This is a genomic window from Microbispora hainanensis (genome assembly GCF_006874475.1).
Taxonomy (GTDB): domain Bacteria; phylum Actinomycetota; class Actinomycetes; order Streptosporangiales; family Streptosporangiaceae; genus Microbispora; species Microbispora hainanensis.
Map to the genome: position 1 here is coordinate 148796 of NZ_VIRM01000005.1, position 18492 is coordinate 167287.

At 73.4% G+C, this 18492-nt stretch carries 18 protein-coding genes; 14 read left to right on the top strand and 4 right to left on the bottom strand.

Features of this window, described 5'->3' with window-relative positions; genetic code table 11:
- The first annotated feature begins 11 nt into the window (after nucleotides 1-11).
- From FLX08_RS06235 to FLX08_RS06270, 8 genes are all read left to right on the top strand, one after another.
- The gene (locus FLX08_RS06235; protein WP_244312447.1) at nucleotides 12-623 is read left to right on the top strand and encodes an NUDIX domain-containing protein; all 612 of its coding nucleotides are present in this window, start codon (nucleotides 12-14) and stop codon (nucleotides 621-623) included.
- A 34-nt stretch (nucleotides 624-657) separates the two neighbouring features.
- Nucleotides 658-1596, top strand: a complete 939-nt coding sequence (locus tag FLX08_RS06240) for a site-specific tyrosine recombinase XerD (RefSeq protein WP_244312448.1) — start codon at nucleotides 658-660, stop codon at nucleotides 1594-1596.
- A gap of 98 nt (nucleotides 1597-1694) precedes the next feature.
- Entirely contained in the window at nucleotides 1695-2582 is an 888-nt protein-coding gene (locus FLX08_RS06245) for a ParA family protein (protein WP_142617232.1), read from the top strand.
- Nucleotides 2583-2628: 46 nt separating this feature from the next.
- Nucleotides 2629-3504, top strand: coding sequence for a segregation and condensation protein A (locus tag FLX08_RS06250; RefSeq protein WP_142617233.1), 876 nt, complete (start codon nucleotides 2629-2631; stop codon nucleotides 3502-3504).
- Between the two features lie 140 nt (nucleotides 3505-3644).
- Nucleotides 3645-4340 carry an SMC-Scp complex subunit ScpB gene (scpB, locus tag FLX08_RS06255; protein WP_142617234.1) on the top strand — a complete coding sequence of 232 codons (696 nt, stop codon included), beginning with the start codon at nucleotides 3645-3647 and terminating at the stop codon, nucleotides 4338-4340.
- On the top strand, nucleotides 4340-6232 hold the full coding sequence (locus FLX08_RS06260) for a pseudouridine synthase (RefSeq protein WP_142617235.1): 1893 nt from the start codon (nucleotides 4340-4342) through the stop codon (nucleotides 6230-6232). The genes scpB and FLX08_RS06260 overlap by 1 nt, the downstream gene beginning before the upstream one ends.
- Nucleotides 6233-6345: 113 nt before the next feature.
- Nucleotides 6346-6705, top strand: coding sequence for a chorismate mutase (aroH, locus tag FLX08_RS06265; RefSeq protein WP_142617236.1), 360 nt, complete (start codon nucleotides 6346-6348; stop codon nucleotides 6703-6705).
- Between the two features lie 160 nt (nucleotides 6706-6865).
- Nucleotides 6866-7960: a prephenate dehydrogenase gene (locus FLX08_RS06270; protein ID WP_142617237.1), complete on the top strand. Its 1095-nt coding sequence runs from the start codon at nucleotides 6866-6868 to the stop codon at nucleotides 7958-7960.
- Here the strand turns inward: FLX08_RS06270 and FLX08_RS06275 are convergent.
- Both FLX08_RS06275 and FLX08_RS06280 read right to left on the bottom strand, forming a co-directional pair.
- On the bottom strand, nucleotides 7917-9497 hold the full coding sequence (locus tag FLX08_RS06275) for an MFS transporter (protein WP_142617238.1): 1581 nt from the start codon (nucleotides 9495-9497) through the stop codon (nucleotides 7917-7919). The two genes, FLX08_RS06270 and FLX08_RS06275, sit on opposite strands and share 44 nt — an antisense overlap.
- Nucleotides 9494-10633, bottom strand: coding sequence for a MerR family transcriptional regulator (locus FLX08_RS06280; RefSeq protein WP_208761284.1), 1140 nt, complete (start codon nucleotides 10631-10633; stop codon nucleotides 9494-9496). The genes FLX08_RS06275 and FLX08_RS06280 overlap by 4 nt, the downstream gene beginning before the upstream one ends.
- Nucleotides 10634-10854: 221 nt before the next feature.
- Between FLX08_RS06280 and cmk the strand changes: the two genes are divergently transcribed.
- Together cmk and der are read left to right on the top strand one after the other, a co-directional pair.
- Nucleotides 10855-11502 carry a (d)CMP kinase gene (gene cmk, locus FLX08_RS06285; protein ID WP_142617342.1) on the top strand — a complete coding sequence of 216 codons (648 nt, stop codon included), beginning with the start codon at nucleotides 10855-10857 and terminating at the stop codon, nucleotides 11500-11502.
- A 160-nt stretch (nucleotides 11503-11662) separates the two neighbouring features.
- Nucleotides 11663-13081 carry a ribosome biogenesis GTPase Der gene (gene der, locus FLX08_RS06290; RefSeq protein WP_142617343.1) on the top strand — a complete coding sequence of 473 codons (1419 nt, stop codon included), beginning with the start codon at nucleotides 11663-11665 and terminating at the stop codon, nucleotides 13079-13081.
- 101 nt (nucleotides 13082-13182) lie between these two features.
- Here the strand turns inward: der and FLX08_RS06295 are convergent, their stop codons facing one another.
- A complete protein-coding gene (locus FLX08_RS06295) occupies nucleotides 13183-13908 on the bottom strand; it encodes a TetR/AcrR family transcriptional regulator (protein ID WP_142617240.1) in 726 nt (241 codons plus the stop codon).
- Nucleotides 13909-13987: 79 nt separating this feature from the next.
- Here FLX08_RS06295 and FLX08_RS06300 point away from each other — a divergent pair, with 79 nt between their 5' ends.
- The 4 genes from FLX08_RS06300 (at nucleotide 13988) to FLX08_RS06315 (ending at nucleotide 17932) form a co-directional block, all read left to right on the top strand.
- Complete coding sequence (locus tag FLX08_RS06300; protein WP_244312451.1) at nucleotides 13988-15289, top strand: YbfB/YjiJ family MFS transporter; 1302 nt, start codon at nucleotides 13988-13990, stop codon at nucleotides 15287-15289.
- Nucleotides 15290-15297: 8 nt separating this feature from the next.
- On the top strand, nucleotides 15298-15975 hold the full coding sequence (locus tag FLX08_RS06305) for an alpha/beta fold hydrolase (RefSeq protein ID WP_142617241.1): 678 nt from the start codon (nucleotides 15298-15300) through the stop codon (nucleotides 15973-15975).
- A 71-nt stretch (nucleotides 15976-16046) separates the two neighbouring features.
- Nucleotides 16047-17294, top strand: a complete 1248-nt coding sequence (locus FLX08_RS06310) for a sensor histidine kinase (RefSeq protein WP_142617242.1) — start codon at nucleotides 16047-16049, stop codon at nucleotides 17292-17294.
- The gene (locus tag FLX08_RS06315; protein ID WP_142617243.1) at nucleotides 17285-17932 is read left to right on the top strand and encodes a response regulator; all 648 of its coding nucleotides are present in this window, start codon (nucleotides 17285-17287) and stop codon (nucleotides 17930-17932) included. The genes FLX08_RS06310 and FLX08_RS06315 overlap by 10 nt, the downstream gene beginning before the upstream one ends.
- A 121-nt stretch (nucleotides 17933-18053) precedes the next feature.
- On the opposite strand, the gene FLX08_RS06320 is transcribed toward FLX08_RS06315, so the two are convergent.
- Nucleotides 18054-18470, bottom strand: coding sequence for a cupin domain-containing protein (locus tag FLX08_RS06320; RefSeq protein ID WP_142617244.1), 417 nt, complete (start codon nucleotides 18468-18470; stop codon nucleotides 18054-18056).
- Nucleotides 18471-18492: the final 22 nt, after the last annotated feature.

Sequence of the window (18492 nt, forward strand, 5' to 3'; positions counted from 1 at the left end):
CGGACAACACGGTGAACGTCGAAGACGTCGAGGAGTCCTGGAACGTCGTCGCCTCCGTCGAGCACTTCACCGGGCGGATCATCAGCGTGCGCACCGACACGGTGGAGATGCCGGGCGGGGTGACCGCCGACCGCGACTACGTCGTCCACCCCGGCTCGGTCGCGGTGCTCGCCCTCGACGCCGAGGACCGCGTGCTGCTGATCCGCCAATATCGGCATCCGGTGCGGCGCCTGCTGTGGGAACTGCCGGCCGGCATCCGCGACGTGCCCGGCGAGCCGCTGGTCGAGTGCGCGGCGCGCGAGCTCGCCGAGGAGGCCGCCTACCGGGCGCGTACGTGGCACACCCTGGTCGACCTGCGCACCTCGCCGGGCATGACGGACGAGCGGATCCGGGTCTTCCTGGCCCGCGACGTGGAGCCGATCCCCGACGAGGAGAACACGTACGTACGTCACCACGAGGAGACCGACATGCCGGCGGTCTGGATTCCGCTGGGCGCGGCGGTCGACAAGGCCCTGAGCGGAATGATCCACAATTCTCCTGCGGTCGCCGGTATCCTCGCCGCGTACGCTGCTTCCGCCGACGGATTCAAGGGCCTTCGCCCCGCCGACGCGCCGGAGGCATGATCCCGTAGGAGACGTCCTGAGCGAGCCCGAGGCGGTGCTGTCCAGCTACCTCGCCCACCTGGCGGTGGAGCGGGGGCTGTCTGCCAACACGCTCGCCTCCTATCGGCGCGACCTGCGCCGATATGTCGAACATCTCCGGTCGCGCGGGCTCGAGACGTTCGCGCAGGTCGCCGAGTCGGACGTGGTCGCCTTCCTCGCCGCGCTGCGGGAGGGCGACGAGGACCACCCGGCGCTGGTCGCCAGCTCGGCGGCCCGCGCCGTGTCGGCCGTACGCGGGCTGCACCGCTTCGCCCTGCGCGAGGGCGTGGCCGGCCACGACCCCGCCCACGAGGTGCGCCCGCCGCGGCAGCTCCGGCGGCTCCCGAAGGCGATCACCGTCGCGGAGGTCGAGCGCCTCATCGCCGCCTGCGGCCCGGAGGACTCGCCGCTGGCCCTGCGCAACCGCGCGCTGCTGGAGGTCCTGTACGGCACGGGCGCCCGAATCTCCGAGGCCGTCGGGCTGGCGGTGGACGACGTGCCCACGGGGCCGGCCCGCGACGAGGAGCCCGGCCAGGACGGGGATCAGGACCAGGTGCGGCTGCGCGGCAAGGGCGGGCGCACCAGGATCGTGCCGCTCGGCCGCTTCGCCCGCAAGGCGCTCGACGCGTACCTGGTCAGGGCCAGGCCCCGGCTGGCGGCGCACGGCCGGGGGACGCCCGCGCTGTTCCTCAACGCGCGGGGCGGGCGGCTCACGCGGCAGGGCGCCTGGGAGGTGCTGCAGGCGGCGGCGGAACGAGCCGGACTTTCCGGCGTATCGCCGCACATGTTGCGCCATTCGTTCGCAACCCACCTCCTGGACGGTGGCGCCGACGTTAGGGTTGTGCAGGAGTTGCTCGGTCACGCCTCGGTGACCACCACGCAGGTGTACACCCTGGTGACGGTCGACAAGCTCCGGGAGGTCTACGCGGCGGCGCATCCCCGTGCGTTGCACTAGAAAACCCATCTCGGTGGCCTATGGCGCGCCGCCTTGCCGACCACGTGCCTACCCTTTAGATTCGATCAGGTTCGAGGGCCGTTAGGGAGGACCAACAGGTGACTGCGACCACAGAGGGGACGTGGGTGGGGGCTCCCGGCGCGATCGGGCCTACCGGCCGTCCCCGTCCGGTGTTCCCCGAGCCGACCCCGCCGGAGTCGCACGGGCCCGCACGCATCGTCGCGATGGTGAACCAGAAGGGCGGCGTCGGCAAGACGACGACCACGATCAACCTGGGCGCCGCGCTCGCCGAGGTCGGTCAGCGGGTGCTGCTCGTCGACTTCGATCCGCAGGGCGCGCTGTCGGTCGGCCTGGGAATAGACCCCCGGCCGCTTGAGGCGACGGTCTACGACCTCATCATGGAGGAGCCCGACGTCACGGTCGAGGACGTGCTGCTCGACACCACCGTCGACGGCATGCAGCTCCTGCCGAGCAACATCTTCCTGTCCGGCGCGGAGATCCGGCTCGTCAACGAGGTGGCCAGGGAGTACGCGCTCCAGCGGGCGCTCGAGCCCCTGCTGCCGCACTACGACATCTGCCTGATCGACTGCCAGCCGTCCCTCGGTCTGCTGACGGTCAACGCGCTGACCTGCGCGCACAGCGTGATGATCCCGCTGGAGTGCGAGTTCTTCGCGCTACGCGGCGTGGCGCTGCTGATGGAGTCGATCGGCAAGGTCCAGGAGCGGCTCAACAAGAGCCTGGAGATCGACGGCCTGCTCGCCACGATGTACGACCCGAGGACGCTGCACGCCCGCGAGGTGCTGCAGACGATCATGCAGGGCTTCGGCGACAAGGTGTTCCACACGGTCATCAACCGCACGGTGCGCTTCCCCGACGCCACGCTGGCGGGGGAGCCGATCACCCAGTTCGACCCCGGCTCGATGGGCGCCACCGCCTATCGGGAGCTGGCCCGCGAGCTGCTGGCCAGGTGGCCCGCCCGCGTGTGATCCCGCCGGGCCGCGCCGGTAGGGGACAACGGGCCGGTAGGGGACAATGGCAGGTGTGACCACCGGCCCGGAGACCGACCAGGGCAGCGAGGAGAGCGCCCCGAGCGGCTTCCAGGTGCACCTGGACGTCTTCGAGGGTCCGTTCGACCTGCTGCTCGGGCTGATCTCCAAGCACAAGCTGGACATCACCGAGGTGTCCCTGCACAAGGTCACCGACGAGTTCATCGCGTACATCCGGTCGCGGGGCCCGGAGTGGGACCTCGACCAGACAAGCCATTTCCTGCTCGTCGCGGCGACCCTGCTCGACCTCAAGGCGGCCCGGCTGCTGCCCACCGGCGAGGTCGAAGACGAGGAGGACCTCGCCCTGCTGGAGGCCCGCGACCTGTTGTTCGCCCGGCTGCTGCAGTATCGGGCGTACAAGGAGGTCGCGAAGATCTTCGCCGGGCGGATGGCCGAGGAGGCGCTGCGCTTCCCGCGCGCGGTGCCGATGGAGAAGCGGTTCGCCGACCTGCTGCCGGAGCTCGTGCTCGGCATCGGGCCCGAGCAGCTCGCGAAGATCGCGGCGAGGGCCTTCACGCCGAAGGCGCCGCCGTCGGTGTCGGTCGCGCACATCTACCAACCGCTCGCCAGCGTACGGGAGCAAGCCGCTATCCTTGTCGAGCGGCTGAGGCGGCTCAACCGGGCGACCTTCCGGGCGCTGACCGCCGACTGCTCGGGGACGTTCGAGGTCGTCGCCCGCTTCCTGGCCGTCCTTGAGCTGTTCAGGGAGGCCGCGGTCTCCTTCGAGCAGGTCGAACCGCTCGGCGACCTGTACGTCACCTGGACGGGAAGCGCGGAGGGCGACGTCACGGTCGGCGACGACTACGACGACAGCAGGCGTGAGGAACGGCCCGTCGAGACGGCGGACGCGCAGGACGAGTGAGGCCGGCCCACCCGGGCCGCACCTGACCGAGAACGCCGGACCGGCGGACTCCGGGCCCAGGGCCCGGACTGAGGGGCCCGGACTGCGGGCGCCGACGGACGGCGCGGCGGAGATGTGACCCGCACGACGAGCGAGGAGCGATGGAAGCGAGCGACACCCCCGGCTCCGGCGACGATCTCTCCGGCTCCGCCGGCGACGTGACCGCGCGGGACGACGGCGGGCTCGCGTCCTCCGGGCCGGGATCGCCTGATCCGGCCTCCGCAGCCCGGGAGCCGGATGCGGAGCCGCCGGCGGAGGGGCCCGCGCTCACCGCGGCGCTGGAGGCGATCTTGATGGTCGTGGACGAGCCGGTCGCCGAGGTCACCCTCGCGCAGGTGCTGGAACGGCCCACCGCCGAGATCACGGCCGCCCTGCGCGCCCTGTCGAAGGAATACACGGCCGCCGGACGGGGTTTCGACCTTCGAGAGGTGGCCGGAGGCTGGCGCTTCTACACGCGGGCGGAGTGTGCCGCCCTGGTGGAGAGGTTCGTCAGGGACGGCCAGCAGGCGCGGCTGACGCAGGCCGCGCTGGAGACCCTCGCCGTGGTCGCCTATCGGCAGCCCGTAAGCCGGGCCAAGGTGGCGGCGGTGCGCGGCGTGAGCAGCGACGGCGTCATGCGGACGCTGGTCGCACGCGGCCTCGTGGAAGAGGCCGGAACCGACCCGGAGAGCCAGGCAGTGCTCTACCGGACGACGAGTTACTTCCTGGAGAGACTGGGGCTGCGAAGCCTCGAGGAGCTTCCCGAGCTCGCCCCGTTCCTCCCGGACGACGTGGAAATTCTTGAGGAGCAGAAGTAGTGGACAACAGGCGTGGCACCCCGTCCGGTGAGGGACGCGGTCGGAGCCGGAACACCGGTCGGCAGGGCGCGAGCCCGCGTGGATCCCGCAGCGGGTCCGGCGGCGGCTTCCGTCCCCAGGGCGACCGGCGCGGAGGCTCCCGCGTTCCTGGTTCCCGGTCCGGGTATGGGTTCGACTCCAGGCGTTCCCGGGACGACGACGCGCGTGGCGACCGGTACGGCGAGCGCCGGCCGGACGCCCGCGGCGACCGATACGACGACCGGCCCCGTGGCACGGGCCGCCGCGACGACGACCGGGGCACATTCCGGGCGGAGCGGGGCGGCTCGCGCGGCCGGTACGGCAAGCCCGAGGGCGGCCGCTTCGGCGACCGCGACCGTGACGGCGGGCGTGACCGTGACGGCGGACGCGAGCGCGGCTTCACCCGCGACGACGCCTCCGGCCGCGGCCGCGGGTTCAATCGTGAGCGCGGGTTCGACCGTGAGCGTGGTTTCGGCCGCGGCGACCGCGACGGCCGGGGCTTCGGCCGCGACGACCGTGAGCGCGGCTCCCGGGGCGGTTCGCCCAGCGAGCGGCCCGCGTTCCGCAGCGAGGGCACGGGTTCGCGCGGCCGGTACGGCAAGTCCGAGGGCGGCCGCGACCGCGAGGCCGTCAGGGGCGCCGGCCGCCCGTCCTTCGCCGAGCGAGGAGACAGGAACGGCGGCCGCGGCGACCGGCACGAGGCTCGTGGCGACCGTTATGAGGGCCGCGGTGACCGTTATGAGAGCCGTGGCGACCGGTTCGACGCCCGCGGTGATCGCGGCTGGAGCCGGAACGACAGGGACGACCGTCGCGACGACCGTGACCGCCGGGACCACGGTGACCGACGTGACGCCCGACGGGACGACCGCGGTGGGCGCAGCGGCGGCGGGCTGCGTGCGGCGCGCGGCGGCGGCCGGGCGCGAAGCGACGAGGTGCAGACGATCGGCCGCCTGGGCGGCCCGCGCGGGCGGTCCGGCTCGCGGGGCGCGGAGCGCGGGGCACCCTCCCGCGCCGGCCGCCCCTCGGGCGCCGGCCGGCCCGGCGTGACGGGCCCGGTGGCCAACCCGTTCAAGACGTCCCGGCAGCCGCTGCGCGACCCGGACTTCTACGACGAGAACTACACCGACGAGCGCGACACCACGGAGGTGCCGGGCGGCGAGCGGCTGCAGAAGGTCCTCGCCCAGGCCGGGGTGGCCAGCAGGCGGGCCTGCGAGGAGATGATCGGCGACGGCCGGGTGACGGTGGACGGCCAGACCGTGCGCCGCTTCGGCGCCCGTGTCGATCCCGCCAAGCAGGTCATCCGGGTCGACGGCAAGCGCATCCCGACGTCCTCGGAGACCGTCTACTACGCGCTCAACAAGCCGATCGGCGTGGTGAGCACGATGGACGACCCGGAGGGCCGGCCGTGCCTGAACGACTACGTGCAGGACCTCGGGCCGCGGCTGTTCCACGTGGGGCGTCTCGACACCGAGACCGAGGGACTGCTGCTGCTGACCAACGACGGCGAGCTCGCCCATCGGCTGACCCACCCGAGCTACGGCGTGCAGAAGAAATACTGGGCGAAGGTGCCCGGCCCCATCCCGCGCGACCTGCACAGGGTGCTGCGCAAGGGCGTGGACCTGGAGGACGGCCTGGCGAAGGCCGACGAGTTCCGGGTGGTGCAGGAGCACGGCCAGCAGGCGCTGGTCGAGATCGTGCTGCACGAGGGCCGCAAGCACATCGTCCGGCGCATGCTGGAGGCGGTCGGCCACCGGGTGATCGACCTGGCCCGCATCGAGTTCGGCCCGGTGAAGCTCGGCAGGCTCAAGCCGGGGACCGTGCGCCAGCTCACCGTGCAGGAGATCGGTGAGCTGTACGCGGCGGTCGGCCTGTAGCCTTTCCGCGCGGCGGGCGAAAGCCACAAGCCGGGCAGAATTGGCTGAAGCACGTAGATGGGCTGGGCTCGTCTCCGCAGGAGACCGGCCCGGCCCAGCGAGAGGGGAACGACATGGTGCGGGCGATTCGCGGAGCCATCCAGGTCGACGGCAACGATCGTGACGCGATCCTCGCCGGGACGACCGAGTTGGTGACCGAGGTGATGGGGCGCAACAACCTCACGACCGACGACGTCATCAGCGTGATCTTCACGTGCACCCCCGACCTCACCGCCGAGTTCCCCGCGCTGGCCGCGCGCAAGCTCGGGTTCCACGACGTGCCCCTCATCTGCGCGACGGAGATCAACGTGCCCGGTGCGCTGCCGCGTGTCGTGCGCCTGATGGCCCACGTGCAGACCGACCGGCCCCGGCAGGAGATCCAGCACGTGTACCTGCGCGGTGCCGTGGCGCTGCGCGTGGACATCGCGCAGTGAGCGTCCCCCTCTAGGCCTCGCCCATCGGGCGTCGCCCGGTAGACGTCGCCCCGACGGGACCACGCCGGGACGGCGGGGGCCGGTGAACCGCCACAATCCACCCACGAGACATCCGTCGCCGGGACAGCGCATCCGGGACGGCGATGGCAGGAAGAGCACGATGACTCCCATCGAGGACGCCGAGATCGGCAGTGTGGTCGTTGTCGGGACGGGCCTCATCGGCACGTCGATCGCACTGGCGCTGCGGCAGCGGGACGTGCGGGTCTTCCTGGCCGACCGGGACGCGGGAGCCGTACGGCTGGCGCGTGAGCTGGGCGCGGGGGAGGACTGGGCCGGCGAGCAGCGGGTGGATCTCGCGGTCGTCGCCGTGCCGCCCCAGTTCGTCGCGCAGCAACTGCTCGACCTGCAAAAGCGCGACAGCGCCCGCTTCTACACCGACGTGGCGAGCGTGAAGGTTCTCCCGCTGACCCAGGCCGCCCAGCTGGGCTGCGACCTGACGACGTACGTCGCGGGGCATCCGCTGGCGGGCCGCGAGCGGTCCGGCCCGGCGGCGGCCCGCGCCGACCTGTTCCTCGGCCGTCCCTGGGCGTACTGCCCGACGGACGAGGCGTCCCCGCAGGCGGTGGGCGCGGTGGAGCGGCTGATCTCGCTCTGCGGCGGCAACGCGGTGCGGGTGGACGCGACCGAGCACGACCGCGCCGTCGCGGTCGTCTCGCATGCCCCGCACGTGACGGCCGCCGCGGTGGCGGCCCGGCTGGCGGAGGCGTCGGAGACGGCCCTGGGGCTGTCGGGGCAGGGGGTGCGCGACGTGACCCGCATCGCCGCCAGCGACCCCGCCCTGTGGACCGGCATCCTCGCGGGCAACGCGCTGCCCGTCGCCGAGGTGCTGGAGGCGCTCGTGGACGACCTGAGCGCCGCCGCCCGTTCGCTTCGCGCGCTGGCGGGCGACGGCGTGGCCATGGGACAGGTCACCGATCTTCTGTCGCGCGGCGTGCGGGGGACCGGCAGGATCCCCGGCAAGCACGGCGGCCCGGCGCGCACGTACGCGGTGGTCCAGGTGCTCATCGGCGACCGTCCCGGCGAACTGGCCCGCCTGGTGCAGGCCGCGGGGGAGACGGGCGTCAACATCGAGGACATCCGCCTGGAGCACGCCACCGGGCTGGAGCTCGGCGCGGCCGAGCTGTACGTCCAGCCGGAGGCGGCGCAGACGCTTACCGACGGCCTGCGCGAGCGCGGCTGGCAGCTGCCGAGCTGACCCGGTCGTCCGGTCGGGCCGGTGACGTCCGGGCGGCCACCGTCTCCGGCCTCGGCGCGGGTTCCGGCCCAGGGGCGGGAGCGGGGGCCGTAGGGGGAGCGGGAGCGGTGTAGCGGCGCAGCTCGGGGATCGCCCAGGTGATCGCCGCCACGGTGATCACGGTGAGCAGCCCGCCCACGCAGATCACGAGGCGTGGGCCGTCCAGCATGCCGGCGGCGGCGTCGTGCAGGGGCACGCTGGTGGAGTCGTGCAGGTGCACGCTGGCGAAACCGTGCAGCAGGTTCGCGATCTGCGGTCCCCCGTTCAGCACGATGGTGAGCGCGCCCTGCACGCGCCCGCGTACGGCGTCGTCGGTGCGCGCCTGTGTGATCGTGGTGCGGAAGGCGCTCAGCACGCAGTTGACAGCGCCGCCGAGCGCGAGCGCCGCCAGCGCGATCCACAGCTCGGCGGCCAGGCCGACGAGCACGACGGTGATCCCCCAGGCGACGGCGGCGCCCGCCACGAGGGCGCCATGGCGCCGGGCACGGGTGAACGTGCCCGACAGCAGCCCGGCCACGACGACCCCGGCGGGGTAGGCCGCGTAGAGCAGTCCCGTCTCCGGGCCGCCCCCGGCCGCACCGCCGAAGACGTCACGGGCCAGCTCGGGGAACAGCGCCGACGGCATGCCGAAGACCATGGCCGCGAGGTCCACTGCCAGCACCGCCACGAGCAGCCGGTCGGCCGCCAGGTGGCGGAACCCGGCAAGCATCCGGGCGGCCGCGGAGGTGCCCCGCCCGCCGCTCACCGCGCCCGCCTTGCCCGCCCTGTCCCCGTTGCCTGCCGCGCCCGCCATGCTCCCCTTGCCCGCCACGGCCCCCTTGCCCGCCATGCCCGTCGCGGGAGGCGGCGGCAGCGGCGGCAGCATGACGACGGCCCACACCACGGCGAGCAGCGCGACGGCGTCGAACAGGTACAGCGTGCCGAGCCCCACGACCGGGACCAGCACACCGGCGAGCATCGGCCCCACGACCGACCCGCCGTAGCGGACCAGCGAGCTGAGGCTGTTGGCCGCGGGCAGCAGCTCGGCCGGGACGAGACGGGGCACGACGGCCCCCGTCGTCGTCATCACCGTCCCGTACGTCAGCCCCTGGAAGGCCACCGCCACCAGCAGGACGGGGACGGAGCGGCCGCCCAGGACCGCGTGGAGCCACAGCGCCGTGTACGTCAGCGCCAGGCCGAGGTGGGCGGCCAGCAGGATCGTCCGCCGGTCCATCACGTCGGCGCGGGCGCCGCTCCACACCGCCGCCACGACCAGCGCGGCGAACGACACCCCAGCGGCGGCTCCCACGGCCGACGACGAGCCGGTGACCGTGAACAGTTGCGTCGGCACCGCGACCACGCTGAAGGATCCGCCCACGGCACAGATCACCGAGGCGGCCCACATCCGGCGGAACGCCGGGATCGCCAGCGGCCGCCAGTCGAGGCTGAACGCTCGGACGGAGGCCGGCCTGGAGGATCGGGTGACAGAACGGCGCTGCCGCACCGTCGTGGCGCTCATCGCGCGGCGCCGGCCTGGCCGGTGGCCGTGGAGTCCTCCACCGCCGTCGGGCCGGCCGGGGTGCCGGCCATCACGTCCGCTACCACGCAGGCCACGTTGTCGGGGGCTCCGGCGGCGTACGCGCGGTCGATCAGCTCGTCGACGACCTGCTGCGGACCGCCGGCGCCGCCGAGCGTCTCGCGCAGCACGCGGGCCGGCACGACACCCGGCAGGCCGTCCGTGCAGAGCAGATAACGGTCGCCCGGGGCGGCCTCGCACATCGACAGGTCGGGCAGGGAGGACCCGGCGCCGGTCAGCGCGCGGACGAGAAGCGAGCGCCTCGGGTGGGAGACGGCCTCCTCCGGGGTGAGCCGGCCCTCGTCGATCAACAACTGCACGTACGAGTGGTCGCGGGTGATCTGGAACAGCCCTCCGCCGCGGAACAGGTATGCCCGGCTGTCGCCGATGTGCACCAGCGCCGGTCGCGACCCGGACCATACGAGCGCGGTCAGCGTGGTGACCGCCTCTCCCGAGGGCACCGAGCCGGCGATGTCCCGGATTGCCCGCTCGGCATCGCCGACGGCGTCGGCGAGCGCGCCGAGCAGGTCCTCGGCGGGCACCGGCAGGGTCAGCAGGCGCCTGAGCGCGTCGACGGCCGCCGCGCTCGCGCGGTCGCCGCCCTGGCCGCGCATCCCGTCGGCCACCGCCAGCAGTCGCTCGTCGGCGTACGCGATGTCCTCGTTGCTCGTCCGCACCGGCCCCGGCTCCGACCGGGCGGCGTAACGGATCTCCAGCGTGGTTGTGGCGTCCTTCACGGCACTGCCCCTTCCCGACAGGTGGTCGACGAGGAAGGCGGCGAGCCGGCCCCGGGACCGGGTCTCGGCCGTGACCTGCCGCCAATAGGCGGCCACCTCCTCGGCCGCGTCCTGCGCGGGCAGGTCGCACACCTGCCGGATGCGCGCCAGCGGCATGCCGAGCCGCCGCAAGCGGGCGATCAGGCGGGCCCGCTCCAGCTGGGCCGGGTCGTAGTAGCGGTAACCCGACTCGCCGTCCACCGCGGCGGGCCGCAGCAGCCCGGCCTCGTCGTAGAGCCGCAACGCCTTGGGCGTCAGCCGGGCGGCCCGTGCGAACGTCCCGATGGTCAGCAGCTCACGCACCACTCCTCCTCGTCCCGGCCGTCGTGGCCGGTGCCGACGATGCTGCGGCTTCACCCAGGGGCAAGGTCAATCCGCGGAGGAAGCTACACGGGCACTGCGCCAACCGGCGCGGGGAGGCCCTGTCCCGCCGCCGATGCACGCTTTCCGGCGGTATCCCGGTAGCCTCGTGGGCGACAACTCGATGGGGAGAAGGAGAACCGGTGTCCGGTCTGGTCGTCGCCATGGACGGTCCCTCGGGGTCGGGCAAGTCGAGCGCCTCGCGGGGCGTCGCGCGGGCGCTGGGCCTGCGATACCTCGACACCGGGGCCATGTATCGCGCGGTCACCTGGTGGATGCTCCAGCAGGGCGTGAACCTGGAGGACGCCGCCGAGATCGCCGCGAGGGCCGCCGAGCCCACGCTGGTGATGAGCACCGACCCCGACGCGCCGGGTGTCACCGTGGACGGCGTCGACGTCAACGGGCCGATCCGCGGCCCCGAGGTGACCGGCGCGGTGTCGGCCGTCAGCGCGGTCCCCGAGGTGCGGCGCCGGCTGGTGGCCCTGCAGCGGGAGATCATCGCCGATTCCCTGCCTGGTGGCGGGATCGTGGTCGAGGGCCGCGACATTGGCACCGTGGTCGCGCCGGACGCGCCCGTCAAGATCTACCTCACCGCGGACCCCGAGGCCCGCGCCCTGCGCCGTACGGCGGAGCTGGACGGCACGACGGTGGAGGCGCAGAAGGCCGCGATGGCCCGGCGCGACGCGCTCGACTCGACGCGCAAGGCCGATCCGCTGGCGAAGGCCGCGGACGCGGTGGAACTGGACACGACGGCGCTGGACCTGGACGAGGTGATCGCCGAGGTGCTCCGGCTCGTCAAGGAGCGGGTCTGACGCCCGCCCGCCCCGCCTGACCCCTCCCGCGCCGCGTCCGCCGCGCCGGGGGGTGGGCCACGCGGTGCGGCGCACGAACGGAGCCCGGCCCCGGAAGCGGTCCGCCGGGAGGCCTCACGAGAGGCCGTGGAGAACGGGAAGAGCAGCGGTGAGGCAGGGTATGGACGTGACGGGGGAGTACGACGAGGACGAGGGCGGCTGGATCGAGGCCGAGCTCGCGGAGCTTTCCGGTGAGGAGACGGAGCGGGAGCCCGACGCGGGCCCGCTGCCGGTCGTCGCCGTGGTGGGGCGTCCCAACGTCGGCAAGTCGACGCTGGTCAACCGCATCATCGGCCGCCGTGAGGCGGTCGTGGAGGACGTGCCGGGCGTGACCCGCGACCGGGTCACCTACGAGGCGACCTGGCGGGGCCGCAGGTTCACGCTGGTCGACACCGGCGGCTGGGATCCCGACGCGACCGGCATGGCGCTGCGCATCGCCGAGCAGGCGCAGATCGCGGCCGAGCTGGCCGACGTGATCCTGTTCGTGGTGGACGCGAGCGTCGGCGTCACCGACTCCGACGAGGCCGTGGGCGCGGTGCTGCGCCGCTCGGGCAAGCCGGTCGTGCTGGCCGCCAACAAGGTCGACAACCAGCAGATGGAGCTGGAGGCGAGCGGGCTGTGGTCGCTCGGCCTGGGTGAGCCGCACCCCGTCTCCGCTTTGCACGGGCGCGCCAGCGGAGACCTGCTCGACGTGGTGCTCGACGCGCTGCCCGAGACGCCGCCGCAGACGTTCGGCGAGCGGCGCGGCCCGCGCCGGGTCGCGCTGCTGGGCAAGCCCAACGTGGGCAAGTCGTCGCTGCTCAACAAGCTGGCCGGGGAGGAGCGGGTGCTGGTCGACCCGATGGCCGGCACCACCCGCGACCCCGTCGACGAGCTGGTCGAGCTGGGCGGCACGACGTACCGGTTCATCGACACGGCCGGCATCCGGCGGCGCGACCGCGAGCTGAAGGGCGCCGACTTCTACGCGGCGATGCGCACGCGGGCCGCGCTGGAGCGGGCGGAGGTCGCGGTCGTGCTGATCGACGCCTCCGAGGTGCTGACCGAGCAGGACCTGCGGATCATCGGCCTCGTCATCGAGTCGGGCCGGGCGATGGTGGTCGCGTTCAACAAGTGGGACCTGGTCGACGAGGACCGGCGTTACTACCTGGAGAAGGAGATCGACCGGCAGCTCGTCCGCACGCCCTGGGCGCTGCGGGTGAACATCTCGGCGAAGACGGGCCGCCATGTCGAGAAGCTGGCCCCCGCCATCGAGCGGGCCCTGGAGTCGTGGGGCACGCGGGTGCCGACGGCCCGGCTCAACCAGTTCCTCACCGAGCTGCTGCAGGCCACCCCGCCGCCGGTGCGCGGCGGCCGGCAGCCGAAGATCCTGTTCGCCACCCAGGCGTCCACGGAACCGCCGAAGTTCGTGCTGTTCACCTCGGCGTTCCTGGAGGAGACCTACCGCCGGTTCCTGGAGCGTCGCATCCGCGAGGAGTTCGGCTTCGCGGGCTCGCCGATCGAAGTGACGATGAAGATCCGCGAGAAGCGCAAGAAGAAGTAACCCCCAGGCTGGTCTGCGGCTTCGGCACGCCTCCGGCCGGTCTGCGGCCTCGGCACGCCTTCGGCTGGTCCGCGGCCTCGGCCGTCGCCGTGGCCGCAGCCTCAGTCGCCGCTTGAGTCGCTGCGGCCTCGGTCGCTGCCTGAGTCGCCGCTGTCGTCGTCGCCTGAGCTGTCGTCGTCGCCTGGGTTGTCCCGGCTGGCACCTGGGTTCTCTCCGCTGGCGCCCGGGTTCTCTCCGCTGGCGCTCTGTGTGGCGGCCGACAGCAGGGCGAGCGCCGCCTGGCGGGCCTGCTCGCCCGTGCCGGCCGCGCCGTGGTGCGCGGCGACGACGGTGGCGCCCTCGACCAGCATGAGGAGCTGACGTCCCAGGAGGGGCGGGTCGGCGGCCCCGGCGCGCTCGGCGATGCCGGTCAGCAGATCGATGTAGCGGCCGAGGTGGCGCGTGGTGACGGCGCGCACGGTCTCGTCGTGATGCTGGGCCGCCGCGTTCACCATGGCGCAGCCGCGGAAGACCGGGTCCTCGAACCATTCGCCCAGCGTGTCGAACACCGCGGCGAGCTGCGCGCGCGGGTCGTCCCCGGCCGCCGCGACGGCCTCGGCCAGCCAGCGGCTCACCCGGTCGCTGCGGGCCCGGAGCATGGCCTCCACGAGCCCGTCCTTCGTGCCGAAGTGCCGATAGAGCGTCTCCTTCGACACCCCGATGAGGGCGCACAGCTCGGCGACGCCGATGCCGTCGAGCCCGCGTTCGTACAGCACGGGGGTGGCCGCCTTGAGGATGGCGGCACGAGTGCGCTCCGGGTCGATCGTGGAGCCCTTGGGAACCGGCATACCCCAGATGGTACCGACCGGTTCGATCCACTGCTACGCTCCGAGATCGTACCGATCGGTTCGATCTCTGGGAGCCCTCATGCCCGACCTCCTCGTCATGGGCCCGCCGGCGCGCCGGCAGACGCGGCAGGCGGTGCTGCTGGCTCTCGGCACGGCGTCGGCCCTCGGGCTGGCGCGCTTCGCGTACGGGCTGCTCCTTCCGGCCATGCGGGACGAGCTGCACTGGTCCCTGGCCGAAGCCGGGGCGATGAGCACCGGCAACGGGCTCGGCTATCTGCTCGGCGCGCTGGTGACCGCGGTCGTCGTACGCCGTCTGGGCACGGCGGCCACCTTCCGGTGGGGCATGGTCCTCACCGCGCTGTCGCTGGCGGTCACCGCGACGAGCGACGCCTATCCGGTGCTGCTGGCGGCGCGAGCCGGGGCCGGGGCGGCGGGCGCGGCCGTGTTCATCACCGGAGGCGTCATCGCGTCGCGCCTCGCCGCCCGCGCGGGCTCCGGCACGCCCATCACCGTGTATTTCGCGGGCACCGGGCTGGGCATCGTGCTCGGCGGCCTCGGCATCCCGCCGCTGGGCGACCGTCTTCACCTGGCCTGGGCCGGCCTGGGCGTGGCCGCCGGGCTGGCGGCGCTGCTGAGCTGGGGCCCCGCCCGTGCGGGGGACGAGCCGGAGACGGACCGGAAGGCGCGGGCGGGCAAGGAGGCGCGGGCCGATCAGAAGGCGCGGGCCGGCCAGAAGGCGCAGGCGCGGGAGCCGCGGGCCGCCACCGCCGGGCAGGTCCACGTGCGGCCGCTGTGGGGGATCGCGCTGGCCTACCTGCTGTTCGCCACCGGTTACATCACCTACATCACCTTCCTGTCCGCCTACCTGGCCGACCGGCACGCGCCGCTCGGGCAGGTGGTGCTCACCTGGACGGCGCTCGGCCTGGCCGTAATAGCGGCGCCCGCGCTGTGGAGCCGTCCGACCGCCGCGTGGCCCGGCACCCGGGCCCTGGCCGTGCTGCTCGGCCTCCTGAGCAGTGGCGCGGCGCTGGCGATGGCGGCGCCCGCGCCACCGGTCGTCCTCGCCTCGGCGATCGTCTACGGGGCGACGTTCATGGGCGTGCCCGCCGCCGTCACCGCGCTCATCAAGGCGAACACGCCGTCCGCCGACTGGACGGCCACCCTGGCGGCGTTCACCACGATCTTCGCGGCCGGGCAGACCGCGGGGCCGTGGCTCGCCGGGCTCGTCGCCGACCACACCTCGACCGCCGCCACCCTGGCGTGGACCGCGATCCTGTGCGCCGCCGCGGCCGTGGTCGCGGCGTTCGCGGCCCCCTCCCGCCGGGCCGGAGCGGATCCGGCCGAGAAGACCCGCGACGCCGAAGCGTCCACGAGACAGTGAGGTTCACCATGACCACGTTCGTCCTGATCCCCGGCATGTGCCACGGCGGCTGGTGCTTCCAAGAGTTGTGCGAGGGGCTGCGCCGCCTCGGGCACCGGGCCTTGCCGCTGACGTTGACCGGGCTCGCCGAACGCGCCCACCTGCTGGACGGCGCGGTCAACCTCGACACGCACATCCGGGACGTCACCGGCGTGCTGGAAGCCGAGGACGTCCGTGACGCCGTGCTGGTCGGTCACAGCTACGGAGGCATGGTGATCACCGGGGTCGCCGACCGCCTGCCCGGCCGCGTCGCCGGTCTGGTCTATCTGGACGCGGTCGTGCCGGCGGACGGCGACTCCTGCTGGAGCCTGGTCTCCGGCCGGGAACGGCAGTGGTACGCCGATGTGGTGGAGACGGGCTTCGCGACGCGGCCGCTGCCGTTCTTCGACCCCCGGGCCACCCCTCACCCGATCGCCTCGCTGCTCCAGCCGCTCCGGCTGACCGGCGACCCGGCGCGCGTCGGCCGCCGGGTCTACGTGTACGCGGCGGGCTGGGAGGGCGCGTCCCCCTTCACGCCCACGTACGAGCGGCTGCGCGAGGATCCCGCGTGGACGACGTACGCGCTGGACGGCGGGCACAACCTCATGCGCGACGCCCCGGAGGACCTGCTGGAGATCCTTGTCGGGGCGGCCGGGGCCCGGGGGTAGGGAAAGCCCTACCCCCGGGACTGCCGTCCGCCGGATCGATCAGCGGCGGGCGAGTCAATAGCGTGGGGGACATGCGCCGACTTCTCTCCCGCCTCGGCGGCGACACGGTCTATATCCTCGTCGGGCTCCCCCTCGCGATCATCACGTTCTGCCTCACGGTCACCGGCCTTTCGGCCGGAGCCGGCCTGCTGGTGATCTGGCTGGGCGTGCCCGTCCTCGCCCTCACCCTCCTCATCGCCCGGGGCATGGGCGACGTCGAACGGCTCCGCATGCGCGCGGTGCTGGGCAGGGACGTGCCCCGGCCGCGCTATCCGTCGTCGCCGCCGGGAGCGGGGGTGCTCCGGAAGACGATCACCCCGCTCGCCGGGGGCCAGCCCTGGCTCGACGTGCTGCACGCGCTGCTGGCCTTCCCGGTCGCGATCGTGGCGTTCTGCGTGACCGTCGTGTGGTGGTCCGTGACGCTCACCGGGCTGACCTACCCGCTGTACGGATGGATCCTGTCGAACATCCCGGACAACCACGGGCTTCCCGAGCTGCTCGGGCTCGGCCGGGGCTACGTGGTGGACAGCGTCTTCTACCTGCTCCTGGGACTGGTCTTCGCGCTCACGCTCTATCCCGTCGTCCGTTCGTGCGCGCTGATCAAGGCGTCCCTGGGCCGGGCGCTGCTGACCGGCGTGGCCGAGCTGCAGGAGCGCATCGACGACCTCACCGAGGGCCGCCACGCCGCCGCCCACGCGGAGGCGGACGCGCTGCGCCGGCTGGAGCGCGACATCCACGACGGACCCCAGCAGCGCCTGGTCCACCTGGCCATGGAGCTGTCGCGGGCCCAGCGGGAGCTGCGCAGGGACACCACGGCCGCGCACGAGACGATCGGCAAGGCGATCAGCGCCACCCGGGAGACCTTGGACGAGCTGCGGGCGCTGTCGCGCGGCATCGCCCCGCCGATCCTGGCCGACCGCGGCCTCGCCCCGGCGCTCGCCGCCCTCGCCGGCCGCTGCACGGTGCCCGTGGAGCTGGACGTCCAGACGGCCGAGCGCTATACGGCGCTCATCGAGAACACCATCTATTTCGTGACCGCAGAGGCGCTCACGAACGTGGCCAAGCACAGCAGGGCGACGTCCTGCACGGTCGGGCTGACCAGGATCGGCGACGCGCTCATCCTCACGATCGGGGATGATGGGGTCGGCGGCGCACATGTCGCCAAGGGGCACGGCCTGTCCGGCCTGGCCGACCGGCTGCGGGCCGTCGACGGCGAGCTGTCGGTGCGGTCGCCGGTGGGCGGGCCGACACTGATCACGGCGGAGGTTCCGTGCGCGTAGTGGTGGCCGACGACGCCGTCCTCATCCGGGAGGGGCTCGTCCGCCTGCTGGAGGAGTTCGGCTGCGCGGTCGTCGCGACCGTGGGCACGGGAGACGCCCTGGTCGAGGCCGTCGTGGCCCATCGGCCCGACGTGTCGGTGGTCGACGTGCGGATGCCGCCGACGTTCACCGACGAGGGCCTGCGCGCCGCCGTCGAGGTGCGGGAGAAGGTGCCCGGCGCGCCCGTGCTGATCCTGTCGCAGTACGTCGAGGTGTCGTACGCCGACGACCTGCTGGCCGACGCCCGGGGTGCGGTCGGCTACCTGCTGAAGGACCGCGTGGTCGACGTCGAGGAGTTCATGGACGGCCTGCGCCGGGTCGCCGCCGGGGGGACGGTCTTCGATCCCCAGGTCGTCGCCCAGCTGATGGTGCGGCGGCGCCGCGACGACCCGCTGGCCTCGCTGACACCGCGCGAGCGCGAGGTCCTGTCGCTGATGGCCGAGGGCAGGTCGAACCCCGCGATCGCCCGCCGCCTCGTCGTCACCGAGGGCGCGGTGGAAAAGCACATCCGCGGCATCTTCACCAAGCTCGGCCTGCACGCCGAGGACGGCGACCAGCACCGCCGCGTCCTCGCGGTGCTGGCCTACCTCCGCTCCTGACCACGCGCGCCGGGCCCGCCGGCCGCCGCCGATCTCGTCCCACGGAGCCGTCCGGGTTTCCGCCCGGAGGCGGCCCGTGGGTTCGCCGTACGACCCGGCGTGCCCGCAGCGTACGGGCCGGTCAGAGGACCCAGGGCGGCACCATCCGGTCGGTCCCCTTGGGCGCGAGGTCGCAGGCGTCCGCGGCGGTCGTCCCGCCGGGGTTGTATACCTCGAAGCCGGCCGGTGCGGCCACGATCGCGCTGAAGCCTGACTCCGCGTCCGCGTGCACCCGGCGGCTCACGTCGGCGGGCATGACGACAGTGTCTCCGGCCTCCACGGCGATGGTCTGGCCGTCGATCTCGACGGTCGCGCCGCCGGTGAGGAAGGTCCACACCTGCTCGCCGTCACTGGCGTGGTGGGGACCGGTGTTTCCGGCCGGCATGTCCACCCGCCAGACGGCCTGGGTGGCGCCTCCCTGGGTGGGCGAGGCGAGGGTGGTCATGACGCCGTTGGGAGTGGTGCTCCTGCGGCTGTCGGCGGAACGGATGAGGGGCATGCGTGACTCCTTGGTGAGAGCG

Excerpts from the sequence above, each read along its gene's own strand:
- FLX08_RS06300 (WP_244312451.1), top strand. The coding sequence starts at position 13,988 with ATGCCCGACCTCCTCGTCATGGGCCCGCCGGCGCGCCGGCAGACGCGG.
- FLX08_RS06305 (WP_142617241.1), top strand. The coding sequence starts at position 15,298 with ATGACCACGTTCGTCCTGATCCCCGGCATGTGCCACGGCGGCTGGTGC.
- scpB (WP_142617234.1), top strand. The coding sequence starts at position 3,645 with ATGGAAGCGAGCGACACCCCCGGCTCCGGCGACGATCTCTCCGGCTCC.
- der (WP_142617343.1), top strand. The coding sequence starts at position 11,663 with ATGGACGTGACGGGGGAGTACGACGAGGACGAGGGCGGCTGGATCGAG.
- FLX08_RS06270 (WP_142617237.1), top strand. The coding sequence starts at position 6,866 with ATGACTCCCATCGAGGACGCCGAGATCGGCAGTGTGGTCGTTGTCGGG.
- FLX08_RS06250 (WP_142617233.1), top strand. The coding sequence starts at position 2,629 with ATGGCAGGTGTGACCACCGGCCCGGAGACCGACCAGGGCAGCGAGGAG.
- FLX08_RS06295 (WP_142617240.1), bottom strand. The coding sequence starts at position 13,908 with ATGCCGGTTCCCAAGGGCTCCACGATCGACCCGGAGCGCACTCGTGCC.
- aroH (WP_142617236.1), top strand. The coding sequence starts at position 6,346 with ATGGTGCGGGCGATTCGCGGAGCCATCCAGGTCGACGGCAACGATCGT.
- FLX08_RS06320 (WP_142617244.1), bottom strand. The coding sequence starts at position 18,470 with ATGCCCCTCATCCGTTCCGCCGACAGCCGCAGGAGCACCACTCCCAAC.
- FLX08_RS06275 (WP_142617238.1), bottom strand. The coding sequence starts at position 9,497 with ATGAGCGCCACGACGGTGCGGCAGCGCCGTTCTGTCACCCGATCCTCC.
- cmk (WP_142617342.1), top strand. The coding sequence starts at position 10,855 with ATGGACGGTCCCTCGGGGTCGGGCAAGTCGAGCGCCTCGCGGGGCGTC.
- FLX08_RS06310 (WP_142617242.1), top strand. The coding sequence starts at position 16,047 with ATGCGCCGACTTCTCTCCCGCCTCGGCGGCGACACGGTCTATATCCTC.